Here is a 12,774-nt window from a genome sequence, read left to right as displayed (position 1 = left end):
AATCTCTACTTTTTGTTTGCTAATGTGTCTTGCATCAATAATGCAGGGTCAAGGCGTTCACCTTGCCAATTAAATCGCCAATCTAAATGCGGGCCAGTTACACGGCCCGTAGCACCTATTTCAGCCACTTTCATACCTTGTGTAATTTTATCCCCCACTTTTACATCTAGCTTGCTTAGATGAATGTAAGTCGAGGTAACACCGTGGCCATGATCTAAAATTAAAGTACCACCTGAGTAATATAAATCTGGTTCAGCAAATACCACGGTACCGCTGATCGGCGCATACACAGGAGAGCCTGTTTTATTTGCTATGTCTAAACCAAAGTGTGGTCTGCGTGGTTCACCATTAAAGTAACGCTGGCTTCCATAAACACCTGAAATACGGCCCTCGGCAGGCCTAAGCACAGGCTGTAAAAAGTACTCTAGGTCAGAGTTAACAGCGCGCGCTTTTCTTACCGCGACCGCTTCACGGCTAATACGTTCACTGACCGCTTTTGGTGGCGATACATATTTTTTTGCAACACCGGTTATTTTATCGATGTTGTAGTCACGAAGGGTTATAACTAAATCTTGGCTGTGGCTTTTTCCACTTTTATCAACCCATGATAAAGTGTGGTTTGGTTTTGCATCACGACCAAAACCAAATACAAATAAGCCAGTATCAGATAGCTTTAATGGCTTACCATTTAAACTAACCGATTTTACGTTATTTAATTGCCCTGTAACCAAGCCGCCTTGAGTTAAATGCCCTTTTAGTTCAACTGCCAAAGCACTAAAACTAAATGATGCAATTAACGCTGTCACTAATAAGGATTTAAGCATAACTAATTGACCCTTTGCCAACGCCTTCATAAGCGGTAATTTTTACGTCTTTTTCAGGATGCTGCAGTTTTACTTGGCCGGCAATATACTCAGCAATACATTCTACTGTAGTATCTATGGGTAAAATGTCGCAACGCGATTCGCTAATAGCCATTTCAAAATAACCTTGCGCGGCTGTATATGCAAAACACACGTCATCTTCTTTGGCGACAATGTGTTTTAATTCAGAGGCGCTGATTTGATCTTCGCTGGTAGCTAAGTAAATATCTTGCCATTTATCAGCCCACTGTTTTTGTAAACGAGGCATAGAGATACCACCTAAACTGATCCCTATTTGTGAACGATGGCCATGAATAATGCGCTGGCAATTACCATCATGCTTTTTAAGGCCATGGCTGTAGTGGTAGTAAAAACTTTGGTTGTGCTCAGGCTTTAATACCAGTTCAATTTTTTCAATATTATCAGGAAGCTGTGGCAGTATTGTGGCAACTAAATACTCTGTAACCGACTCAATGGTTATCTTATCGGTATCTATCAGGCAAAAAGCTTGATGAGGCGCACTCATTGCAAGGTGCTTATTCTCACCAAATGTACAATCTAATGTTTTATGATCAGCAAACTCATTAATGCTACCGTTTATGTTATTTGGAACAGCTAAACGGTGATCAATACACTCATCAATAATGCCTTTTATTTGCTTTTTAACTAAGCCAAAGTCTAAAACCATAGACTCTTCATTTAGTTTGCCATGTAAAGTCAAATCAACAATCCAACTTTCGCCAACTGCACCGCGTTTATTGCATAAGTAAGAAAAATCAATCACAGTGAGTGAGTTAACAAAAAGGGTCATAAATTTCCTTTAAACTGATTAAAAGTCAGCCCTAATTATAATGATTTCTGTTAGTAATTGCGCGGTTTAATCATACTAAAATCAGTTGCATTGTCTGATTGGCTATATTTAAACCATTTTTTAACTGCTCCGAGTTGTTTAGCGTACAAGTGTACGCTAAAGTACGGGGCAATTTCTAAGCAAAGATAAAGTGTTATGGAACCTAAAAATAGCTATACAAAAGAAGATTTGATCCTTTGTGGTCAAGGTGAAATGTTTGGTGAAGGAAATTGTCGTTTACCAAGTGACAACATGTTAATGATGGATCGTATCATCTCTATCACCGATGATGGTGGTGAGCACGGTAAAGGCCAAATTATTGCTGAGCTAGATATTGACCCTAGCCTTTGGTTTTTTGACTGCCACTTTAAAGGCGACCCTGTAATGCCGGGTTGTTTAGGCTTAGATGCAATGTGGCAACTGGTTGGGTTTTTCTTAGGCTGGTCTGGTGGCCCAGGTCTTGGCCGCGCATTAGGTGTAGGCGAAGTGAAATTTACTGGCCAAATTCTACCAACGGCAAAAAAAGTAACTTACCGTCTCGATATGAAACGCGTTATTAAACGTAAGTTGTTTATGGGCATGGCTGATGGCACTGTTGAAGTAGACGGCCGCGTTATATACGAAGCAAAAGATTTAAAAGTGGGCTTATTCCAAGACACTAGCGCGTTTTAATTTTAACGCACGCAACAAAAAAGCCTCTAACTAGAGGCTTTTTTGCTTAAATTCGTTGTGAGTTTATGTTTTATACATATTGCGATTTTCTATTGCCTCGCGCCAACCACCAAGCCACTCAGACTTAGGATCAACTTGTTGATAAGGGCAGTGCTCTTTTGAGCGACCAGCTAAACCAGCTTTAAAACCTTGAGAATGAGCTCTTTCTAAACGATCTCTTTTCTGTCTCTTCATCGGTAAAATCCTCACCTTTATATTTATATTTTTGTAGCATTAAGTTCATCTACATTTAATAAATAGCCAACAAAAATGTTTAATTCAAACACAAAATACAATTAATTTGTTTGACTTTAACTAAGCTGCTGATGCAATGATAAATTAATTTAAAAATAATTTTATTGCTCAACTTTAACCAATTTAACTTTATTAAAATGTTCCGATACATCGGTTCAAAACACATAAGTGTCATATTTGTGACTAACAATATACCCTTAAGTTCCCAATTAATTTGTAATCAAAAAATGAACGTCAGAGCTGTTTTAAAAACATCCCAAATAAAAGCTTGATTAATTAAAACCGATCGGTCTAATATGAAGCATGAACAAAACACCAGCAGTTGCAACTAGGCGTGGCCGCCCACCCAAAATAGCCAGAGACAGCGCAGATACAAAAGCGCTGCTCATTCGTGTGGGCTTAGAAACCTTAACTGAGTTTGGCTTTAGTGCCACCGGGCTCGATACCATATTAAAAAAAGCAAAAGTACCAAAAGGCTCTTTTTATCATTACTTTAAAAGTAAAGAAGCCTATGGTTTGGCTCTTGTTGATGCCTACGACGATTTTTTTATAAATAAACTTAAATTTTACCTAGAGCAATCTGAAGTCCCCGCACTCGAGCGCATTGTTAATTTCACACAAAGCGCAATTGCTGGAATGCAAAAGTATGATTACAAACGCGGGTGCTTGGTGGGTAACTTAAATCAAGAGCTTAATCATTTAAGTGACGACTTTAAAACCCGTTTAATGCAAAGCTACATCGCTTGGCAACAACAATTAAAACGATGTTTAGATTTAGCCCAGCAGCAACAAACTATTAATCCACACATTAATACCGAACAAATGAGTGAATATTTTTGGGTGGGTTGGGAAGGCGCAGTAATGCGAGCTAAACTAACCCAATCAAGTAAGCCACTTACTTTATACACAGAAATGTTTTTACGCGCATTACTCAGTTAATGCATTTTTTATTACTAATTTAAAGACGATCGGTCTAAAAGGAAATCTAATGAGCAATTCTATTAAAGCTATTGTTATAGATAAGCAAGACGACAACTACACTGCAGCCCTAAGCACCATAAACAGTGACGATCTGCCAAACGAAAATGTATTAATTGATGTGCTTTACAGTACCTTAAATTATAAAGATGGCTTAGCCATCACGGGTAAAGGCCCTGTTGTACGTAGCTTTCCTATGGTGCCGGGGATTGATTTAGTGGGTACAGTGACTAGCAGCGACAGTGCTGAATTTAAAAGTGGCGACAACGTTATTTTAAATGGTTTTGGTGTTGGCGAAAAACACTGGGGTGGCTTATCTCAAAAAGCGGCACTGAGCAGTGATTGGTTAATTCCCCTACCCGCTAACTTATCACCTAAACAAGCTATGCAAATTGGTACTGCCGGTTATACGGCAATGCTCAGTGTTATTGCACTAGAAAAGCAAGGCGTTACTCCCGAGTCAGGTGAAATTTTAGTGACCGGTGCTAATGGTGGCGTAGGCAGTTTTGCTATTTATTTACTAAGCCAGCTAGGTTATCAAGTCACCGCTGCAACAGGTCGTATGGAGCAAGCAGACTATTTAAAATCATTAGGAGCAACTAATGTAATTGATAGAAATGAGTTTTCTAACCCTGGTAAACCTTTGCAAAAAGAACGCTTTGCTGCAGCTATTGATTCTGTAGGTAGTCACACACTTGCAAATATTTGTGCATCACTTAAATATGGGGGGGTTGTTACTGCTTGCGGGCTTGCTCAAGGTATGGACTTACCGGCCTCGGTTGCACCATTTATTTTACGTGGGGTTTCATTAATGGGTATTGATAGCGTTATGCGCCCAAAAGCGGATCGTGTTGAAGCATGGGATCGTTTAGCTTCATTAGTTAATGCCGATTACTTGGATAAAATTTCAACTGAAATAAATCTTGATCAAGTCATTGAAAGCGCCGAGCAACTAATGCAGGGCCAAATTCGTGGTCGTGTAGTGGTTAATTGTCAAAGTTAAGCATTTTTGCTACTAAACTCTCGTTATTAAATTTATAATGTTCGCTGATTTTTTAATAACGAGAGAACACCTATGAGCAACCAAGAACTTTTCAGTAATAACCCACTGCAAGGCGTTAAATTAGAGCAAGTGGTTGAAGAACTGGTTGAGCAATATGGGTGGGAACTCCTGCATGCCTACTTACAACTTAACTGCTTTAAAAATAATCCAGACATTAAATCTGCAGTTAAATTTTTACGTAAAACCGAGTGGGCACAACAAAAAGTAGATAATTTCTATTTGTACCGCCTTAAAAACTTACCTCGCCCAGATGACGTACAATACGAACTGCCTCCACGCGACCGCATTATTCCTGAAGGCGATAAACCAGGTGAGCCTTGCGAGTTAAGCTTTTCTGATGCAAAACGTATTCAAGAAAAAAAAGCAGCAAAACAACGTGCGCGTACCCGTAAGCAACGTTCAAATTCAAGTAACCCGTGGGGTAACTAATACGTATTTTAGGCAAGAGTTAACATTAAACGTTAACTCTTGCGTTACTGTGAACTGTAGTCATTAATAACCGCGGTATTTCCAAAAGTCGTCTTCAGTTTTAGTTTTAGTTTTTTCATTAATAAGATTAAATGTTTTATCCGCAATGACTTTCCCCGCTAAAGATAGGGTCATACGCCAGTCACCTATTTTATCCTCAATAGGCTCCCATACCGTATCGCCTAAATAAAACGACCAGTCGTTATCTTTAACGTATACAGTGCCCTCAAAAGGCAGCATCACTTCGCTATTGGTATCTATAATACCGGGGTGGTAAATACAAAAATGTAGTTTTTCGCCTTTAGCTTTTTTAATATTAACTATCAGACCAAATTCTACATCAAGTTCTGCTTTGACTTGCGTAGTGAATTGAGTAATTTGCGGTAGCGATTTACTGTCTTTGTCCCAGTGACTATATATGCCGAAACTTTGTAATGTAATTTGTGGTTTAAATTTTGCCATTGAACTTTCTATTTTTGTACTTTCAATTTTTAAACCCCAGCTTAAGCGAGCGGTTTATTAATTAAGTAGTTGCTTTGGATTTTTAGGGTAATAATTGCTGGGTTGTTGTTCACATAAACCGAACTCACGAGTATTTTTATAAGGTAACTTCATAAACCCAGCCACCCCCACGTCGGTAATATTTACCGCGTATTGCATAAGCTTATTTAGTAAACGTTTAAATTCTACTTCTTTGCTGGCATCAAGTAATCTGTAGTAATGGTGAATTTTCATCCTATCTGGCAGCGCTTCAAAAATAATACAGCCGGTATGATGTATCTGGTTTAGCTCAAATACACATTTAATCACTTTTTTAGGCAGTTGCAGTTGCTCATCGGGGTCTTTACCATCTTCAAAATATGAATGCGGACGGGTTACATCGCTGGCTTTTACATTAACCACTTCATAATCAAGCTCAGGTAACTGGTTAAATTTGAACGCGCCAGTGCCATCACGTTCTAACTGAATTGTTTTGCGGGCATCAAATAAACAACACTTAAATAAGCCTTTTTGGCTAATAGCCTGGGCTAACATTACTGTGTTGTTTACTGCATCGGTGAATGCGGTTGCGAGGGTCTCGTCATGCATAATGAGTGACGATTCAACATACAAAGATTCATCTTTCCAATGAAAGCTGAGCCCTCCTACTACAGGATATTTAGCTAAGCGGCTAATAGAGGCTAAAAACGCTTTTTCGGTATCCCCAGTATCAAATAAAAACTCTTTATAATACCTATCAAGCTGAGCATCGTTAACATCTAAAAGTTGTTGTTTATGATCGGCTTGGCGTAAAAATTGTTTTCTAGAGCTATAAACTACGGTTTCGGGTTCGGGGTCTTGGCTAAACCAAAACGGAATTGCCGCTTTAGTTTCTGTTTTTGGTAGTTGTGGTAAATACGCTTTTGCCATGGTTTCTATGTTACGCATAAAATAGTCACCTGCTTTGTCTCTGACTAACCGTTCTTTTGAAAGCATGCCATCAATAACGTTTGCCAGCTCCTTAGGTAACATTAAACTACTGGCCGGTATAGCCTGAGCACCAAATCGGCAAGACTGCGCCGAGGCAAGTGCATATAGCGTTGATGCAACCCCCTGCTCATCAAAACGAGGGGATGACTTTTCACCCGACATTTGCGCATCACCTATAAAATACACATCGCCCATACGGGCATTGGTAGTACTTAAGTCACCCGACATTAAATCCATAAAATTACTGGCAATTGGGTTTCCTTGTTCATCTACTTGGGCATAAACAGAGCTTCCCCAGTCAACCAAGGATAGCTGCTTTTTATTTTCATCCCACACCAAGTTAGAGGGTTTAATATCACCATGTACAATAGGCTGCGGGCTTAAACCATTTTTATGACGACGTAAATCAAGCAACACATTTCTTAATTTAACCGCTAAGTTCATTATTTTGGCGGCCGGTAAGCGCCCTTGCTTTAGTGATACTTTTTCAAGGTCTTCACCAATAGCACGCGCCATCATCAAAATGCCTTGTTTTTTTATTCGCTCAAAGCCATAAAATGTTGGCACTAAGGGATTTTTGATTTGCGAAAGCATATACGCTTCATCTTCAAGGCGATCACGTACACTTTGCGCGAGCGTAATTCTAGAAAACTTAAACACCCAAGGCAGGCCATGTTCATCATCCCCTGCAAATACAAACCCAAATGCCCCTGAGCCAATCATTTCTACCTTTTTATACCCAAGCAAAGTGAGCTGTTTAATACAAATATTAAGCCACTGACGATGTTTTTTTGCATCACGGTGTGACAGCAAATAAACCGACTGCTCTTCGTTGATATAAAAATTGCGAATTTCTTTAGCTTTCAATGCGGGTTCTCTAGGTTAGTTGTTAAAAGCGCAGTGTTACTTTTATATTTGATAGTAACGCGAGCATTGTGTTAATTAAACCTTTAAGCATGACAATATGTTTATCAAGCCGTTATGTCATGATATTTAGTAATGGTTTAGACATATATCGCTGTTATTTGCTATTTCGCCGTATCCTACTTAACCACAGCATCGTAAATAGGGTAAAACACACCTTTATATTATTCTTAGGTTAAAAAAATGAAACGTATTATAAAAGCCTCTTCAATCGCGCTTGCTCTGAGTATGTGCATGAATGCCCAAGCCGCAGACTTTAATTTTTCTTCAAAAGTGAACAGCGATGCAAATACGCTGGTTGTATTTTATAGCCAAGATGGAAACAACAGCCAATTTAAAGCGCTCGACAAGCAGTTTGATGGCCAATTGCAACGCGTTATTGATATAGAAAATTTTACCGGCGATTACGCTAAAGTGGCACAACTTGTTGCGCCAAGTAAAAGTAACTACAGCCGCGTTTTAGTCGTAGGTACTGGTAAAACTAGCGAGCTTGATAAAGCAAAAGCAGCTAAGTTAGGCGGTAATATTCACGCTCAACTAGTTAAAGCCAAAGTAGGCACTGCCAGCGTTGTATTTGAAGATGTAACCGGTGTAAGTGACAATGCATTACTTGCTGCTAACTTTGCCCATGGTGCAAACTTACGCGATCATCGTTTTGAAAACTATAAAAAAGAACCAAACACTGAAACAGTTAGCTATACATTTGATGTTGATAACACTAAGCAAACTCGCAAGCTTTACACCCAATTAGAAAGCATTCAAGCCGGTGTTTTTTTAGCCCGCGATTTAACCTCTGAAGTCGCTACCGAAATGACACCTGTTGACTTTGCTAATGCGGCAAAAGAATTAGCATCTTTGGGCGTAACCATCAAAGTATTGGAGCCTAAAGAAATAAAAGAACTGGGTATGGGTGCATTAGAAGCTGTTGGTCGAGGTAGCCAGCAAGGTGCCCGTTTAGTGGTTGCCCATTATAAAGGGTCTGACGATGCCCCTATTGCCCTTGTTGGTAAAGGCATTACGTTTGACTCAGGTGGTTACAGCATTAAAACCGGTGCATCTATTGCACGTATGAAGTCAGACATGGCCGGTGCTGCTGCAGTGCTTGGTACAGTTAAAGCAATGGCGTTAGCTAAAGCTGACAAAAACGTGGTAGCCGTTATGGGTATGGCTGCGAATATGGTATCGCAGTTCGCTGTAGCCCCAGGTGATGTTGTTCGCACCGCTGAGGGCTTAAGTGTTGAAATTTTAAATACCGACGCTGAAGGCCGCTTAGTATTAAGTGATGCTATGTGGTATGCACGTGAGCACTACAAACCAGAAATTATGATTGATGTTGCAACACTCACCGGTTCAAAAATCCGTGCTGTAGGCAATGAATACGCGGCAGTGTTCTCAGATGACGATACGCTAGTATCTCAACTAACGGTAGCCGGTAAACAAGTAAACGAAAACCTATGGCGCCTACCTTTAGGGTATAAAGATATGTTGGAGTCTGACATTGCAGATTTAACAAATGTGGGCTCAGGTGGCCCAGGCGCAACCACTGCTGCCACTTTCTTAGAGCATTTTGCTGGCGATACCCGTTGGGTGCATATCGATATTGCGGGTAATGCCTTAGTGAAAAAAGGTAAAGATGAGCTTTCGCCAGGGGGAACGGGGTTTGGTGTTCGCTTACTAAGCGAGTGGTTATTAGCTAACTAATTGTTTATTAATACTAATAAAAGCGCCAAAGTAGTTTTACTGTTTTGGCGCTTTTTGTATATAAAGCAGTTTTATAGAGCTCGATACATCACTATTAATAAATCCTTAAAAGTGTGTTTATTATTTGATTTTGTTTGATTTATAGTCAAAGATAGAAGGAACAATTAGTAACGAGGTCAAAGGAATGAAAATAACCTACCTGCTCTATAGCATGTTTTACTTAAGCATTTGTTTTCTTTTCTATTTTGAACAACTCTCCGCCATTGCTGCAGCTATTATAGTGTTGTTATCTGCAATTTTTTATATAAAACCAGCAAAACCTGAAACAGCAAATGACAATGCGTCACTAGGTGCAGCGCAGTCGTTCAATAACAAAATTGCACAAAACATTACCAAAGCCACCTCAAAAAATGCCATGGGCGCAGCTGAAGTGTCATTTTATGTTGATAGCTTATCCAAAGAAATAGACGCTTGTTATAACGAGAGTGAAACTGTCGGGCGTGCCACACACGAGCTTTCACAAAATAGCACTGAACTCAGTGACAACATGACCACCATTAATCAAGCAATGGTACAAACAGCGCAAGCCTCAAGCTCTGCCGATAGCCGCTTACAAACGGCCACCAGCCAAATTGATTCGTTATCAGGCTCTATAGATAAAGTGGCCCAGCAATTAGATTTATTATTAAAAAGTGCCAGTGATATACAAAGCATTACCCAAGTTATTCAAAACATTGCAGAGCAAACCAACCTACTTGCTTTAAATGCTGCCATAGAGGCCGCTCGCGCAGGTGAGCAAGGTCGTGGTTTTGCAGTTGTTGCCGACGAAGTGCGTAACCTTGCAAATAAAACCAATGAAGCAACCAAACAAATTGCAGACATGCTTACAGACATTAACGCCAACAGTATAAAAACCAATGAAGATATGAAGCAGGTTTCACAGCAAAGTATTTCTGTAAAATCAGAGCTTGAAAACGTGACTCAATCCTTTTTAACAATTAACCAAGATATTGGTGCCTCATCTACCGCGCTTGATAGTATGCATCAGTCTGTTTCTGCATTTCAGCATGCAACCACACAAATAAATAGCTCAGTCACTAGCATCAGTAGTTTATTGGGCGAAGTTACTAAAAAAGGCAGTACAATTTCTCAGCAAGCGTCTTCTTTATCGCTGGGATCAGAATCAATATTTAGAGAGCTTGAAAACATAGAGTATGACGCATTCTTTAAACCAATCCTGATATCGGCTAAACACGCCAGTAAAGCAATTGGCGAATGTTTTGAGGGTTGGATCCAAAGCGGAAAAATAACCCAGCAACAACTTTTTTCGCAAAACTATAAACCCATCGAGAATACTAATCCAACCAAGTACACAACCGATTACGATAAACTTACAGATCAATCACTGCCGGCTATTCAAGAACCAATACTGGAAAATAAAGACATAATTTTTGCAGGAGCCGTTGATACTAAGGGCTACTTTCCTACTCATAACAAACGCTATAGCCAAGCCCTAACCGGTAACTTTGAAAAAGATTTAGTAAACAACCGTACTAAACGTATTTTTAATGACCCGACAGGAATTCGCTGTGGTAGCCACACAGAAAGCTTTTTATTACAAACCTATAAACGTGATACCGGTGAAATACTGCATGACCTTTCGGTGCCAATTTATGTAAACGGTAAACATTGGGGCGGGTTTAGAATAGGGTTTAAGAGTACTAAACATTAAAAAAGGGAGACACATGGTCTCCCTTTTTATAAGTGATGTGTTTATTTTTTAGAAAATAGCATACGTTTAAAGGTGTTATCAGCCAAAATGTAATGATGAAATAATGCAGCCGCCGCATGTAAGCCTATTACGTAATAACCAACTTCACCCGCAGTTTCGTGTATTTCTTTAATGGTTTTACCCAGCTCTTTGTTTTCACTTGCCAATGGAGGCAGCTCTAAACCAAAAAATGGCACAGGTTTACCTGCCATACTTAATATTAACCAACCCGCAATTGGCATAGCAAACATAAACACATACAGCGCAAGGTGTACAAATTTAGCTAACTTATCTTGCCACTTTGCAGGCTCAGGGTGTATAGCTGGTACCGAGCCCCCCACTACACGCGCAACTATCCTCACGCTGACTAAAACTAAAACCGATAAACCCAACATAAAATGCCACATTTTAAAGGCATCACGGGTTTCTGTGCCTTTATCAAATAATTCACGTAGCTCTATACTGCCGTAAACAGTGACAATTAAAATAAACATAAGCCAGTGCAAGGCTATAGAGAGTGTATTGTAATGAGTCGTTGTGTTTTTAAAATTCATAAGGCCTCTTTTAGTGAAGAAACGCAATTGAGTAAAGTGCTCACTTTATGCGTTATGACTACATGTTTACACGTTAACCTTTACTCACTCACACTTTAATGATCTGAAACATGAAATTAGCTATTAACTCAGATGAATGGTTTAAAGGTTTTAATTACAATAACTATGCAAACTTAAAATAAACTTAAATAGTAGGCAAAAAACGGCAACCTTAAGTTATCGTTTTAAACAATTAACGTGTTTTAAAAATAATAAACAGCAGCAAATGAAAGAGTATCGAGAACGACGAGTGATTTAGACTAGCCAAAGCTTGAAGAATTGGCTCTTATGATGTCTGAAGTCAAGATTTTACCCCTTTAGTTCTTGATTTGTTTATCTTTTCTCCGTGTTCGAGCAAAATAAGCATTTCTTTAGCTACCAATGCAGCAGGTGGCAAGAACATTGTTGAAATTATGCGAGCATCAATGATAACCTCATGTTTATCGGTAATCTTGTCTTTATTGATTGCTAGTGCACCGTTTTTACGAAGCTGGTCTTCAACGAGAAATGGCAACAAAGTCCCCTGCTTAGCCCAGGTCTTCTCCTCTTCTGTCGAGTTTGGAAAACCCGCAACTCGCTTTCCCTGAACCAAAAACTTGCCATTTTTTAGCTTTACATTCGCAAAAGCGCCCGCTCCATGCCCACTACTCCCGATAACTCCACCGCTTTCGTAAATTTTCGCCATTATATCAAGTAACTTTTCATTCGAAGCCACATCGAACAGCGTCCCGTAGCCCCCACCTATAAAAACGGCAGCATAATCCTCAGGGTTAACCTGATCCGGATTCAGTGAGCTATTAGCCCTGCCCAAAAAACCTTCATACTTTATTGTGTAACTGCTGATACCAAGAGGATCCATCATAAACGGCACTGCACCTCCGGCCGGAGAAGCAAAATCAACTGTATAGCCATGAGAAACAAAGATATGATACGAAGGTGCGTATTCCCAAAGGTTATTTCTAGCATCATGCTTATCAGGATCGCCCATATCTTCCAAATTTGAGGCGATGATCAGAATCTTTTTGGCGTCGCCTGCTTGGGCTGGCAGAGCAAAGCCGATAAGGATGATGCCCAATGCCAAAACTAAATTTTTCATATTCACTCCATTGATTTAACTTATGCCCAGA

The 12,774-nt window shown here is 39.6% G+C and carries 13 protein-coding genes; 6 read left to right on the top strand and 7 right to left on the bottom strand.

Annotated elements, in window-relative coordinates; translation table 11 throughout:
- Positions 1-5: 5 nt before the first annotated feature.
- Together AAGD16_RS07605 and AAGD16_RS07600 are read right to left on the bottom strand one after the other, a co-directional pair.
- Positions 6-824, bottom strand: a complete 819-nt coding sequence (locus AAGD16_RS07605; protein ID WP_377114710.1) for a M23 family metallopeptidase — start codon at positions 822-824, stop codon at positions 6-8.
- Entirely contained in the window at positions 817-1,674 is an 858-nt protein-coding gene (locus AAGD16_RS07600; protein ID WP_377114707.1) for a 6-carboxytetrahydropterin synthase, read from the bottom strand. The genes AAGD16_RS07605 and AAGD16_RS07600 overlap by 8 nt, the downstream gene beginning before the upstream one ends.
- 195 nt (positions 1,675-1,869) lie before the next feature.
- On the opposite strand from AAGD16_RS07600, the gene fabA reads away from it, so the two are divergent.
- Entirely contained in the window at positions 1,870-2,385 is a 516-nt protein-coding gene (gene fabA / locus AAGD16_RS07595; RefSeq protein ID WP_008114654.1) for a bifunctional 3-hydroxydecanoyl-ACP dehydratase/trans-2-decenoyl-ACP isomerase, read from the top strand.
- 63 nt (positions 2,386-2,448) lie between these two features.
- Here fabA and rmf read toward each other — a convergent pair whose 3' ends face one another.
- Positions 2,449-2,619, bottom strand: a complete 171-nt coding sequence (gene rmf, locus AAGD16_RS07590; protein WP_008114656.1) for a ribosome modulation factor — start codon at positions 2,617-2,619, stop codon at positions 2,449-2,451.
- Between the two features lie 363 nt (positions 2,620-2,982).
- Here rmf and AAGD16_RS07585 point away from each other — a divergent pair, with 363 nt between their 5' ends.
- From AAGD16_RS07585 to AAGD16_RS07575, 3 genes are all read left to right on the top strand, one after another.
- Complete coding sequence (locus tag AAGD16_RS07585) at positions 2,983-3,618, top strand: TetR/AcrR family transcriptional regulator (RefSeq protein ID WP_016900341.1); 636 nt, start codon at positions 2,983-2,985, stop codon at positions 3,616-3,618.
- Between the two features lie 49 nt (positions 3,619-3,667).
- The gene (locus AAGD16_RS07580) at positions 3,668-4,660 is read left to right on the top strand and encodes an MDR family oxidoreductase (protein WP_076921148.1); all 993 of its coding nucleotides are present in this window, start codon (positions 3,668-3,670) and stop codon (positions 4,658-4,660) included.
- A 72-nt stretch (positions 4,661-4,732) separates the two neighbouring features.
- Positions 4,733-5,149, top strand: a complete 417-nt coding sequence (locus tag AAGD16_RS07575) for a VF530 family DNA-binding protein (protein WP_008114664.1) — start codon at positions 4,733-4,735, stop codon at positions 5,147-5,149.
- A 63-nt stretch (positions 5,150-5,212) separates the two neighbouring features.
- Here AAGD16_RS07575 and AAGD16_RS07570 read toward each other — a convergent pair whose 3' ends face one another.
- Both AAGD16_RS07570 and AAGD16_RS07565 read right to left on the bottom strand, forming a co-directional pair.
- Positions 5,213-5,650, bottom strand: a complete 438-nt coding sequence (locus AAGD16_RS07570) for a DUF3859 domain-containing protein (RefSeq protein ID WP_377114703.1) — start codon at positions 5,648-5,650, stop codon at positions 5,213-5,215.
- 57 nt (positions 5,651-5,707) lie between these two features.
- Positions 5,708-7,525: a phosphotransferase gene (locus AAGD16_RS07565; protein ID WP_377114701.1), complete on the bottom strand. Its 1,818-nt coding sequence runs from the start codon at positions 7,523-7,525 to the stop codon at positions 5,708-5,710.
- Positions 7,526-7,765: 240 nt separating this feature from the next.
- Here AAGD16_RS07565 and AAGD16_RS07560 point away from each other — a divergent pair, with 240 nt between their 5' ends.
- Both AAGD16_RS07560 and AAGD16_RS07555 read left to right on the top strand, forming a co-directional pair.
- Positions 7,766-9,283, top strand: coding sequence for a leucyl aminopeptidase (locus AAGD16_RS07560; RefSeq protein WP_033103457.1), 1,518 nt, complete (start codon positions 7,766-7,768; stop codon positions 9,281-9,283).
- Between the two features lie 184 nt (positions 9,284-9,467).
- Positions 9,468-11,015 (top strand): methyl-accepting chemotaxis protein, encoded by a 1,548-nt coding sequence (locus AAGD16_RS07555; protein WP_377114698.1) that lies wholly within the window; start codon positions 9,468-9,470, stop codon positions 11,013-11,015.
- 41 nt (positions 11,016-11,056) lie between these two features.
- On the opposite strand, the gene AAGD16_RS07550 is transcribed toward AAGD16_RS07555, so the two are convergent.
- Both AAGD16_RS07550 and AAGD16_RS07545 read right to left on the bottom strand, forming a co-directional pair.
- The gene (locus AAGD16_RS07550; RefSeq protein WP_377114696.1) at positions 11,057-11,608 is read right to left on the bottom strand and encodes a cytochrome b; all 552 of its coding nucleotides are present in this window, start codon (positions 11,606-11,608) and stop codon (positions 11,057-11,059) included.
- A gap of 340 nt (positions 11,609-11,948) precedes the next feature.
- Positions 11,949-12,743, bottom strand: coding sequence for a type 1 glutamine amidotransferase domain-containing protein (locus AAGD16_RS07545; RefSeq protein WP_377114694.1), 795 nt, complete (start codon positions 12,741-12,743; stop codon positions 11,949-11,951).
- Positions 12,744-12,774: the final 31 nt, after the last annotated feature.

The organism is Pseudoalteromonas sp. M58 (assembly GCF_042604605.1).
In the GTDB taxonomy this organism is placed as follows: domain Bacteria; phylum Pseudomonadota; class Gammaproteobacteria; order Enterobacterales; family Alteromonadaceae; genus Pseudoalteromonas; species Pseudoalteromonas tetraodonis.
Note: the sequence above shows the minus strand (reverse complement) of the source record. Positions and strands in the feature narration are given on the sequence as shown.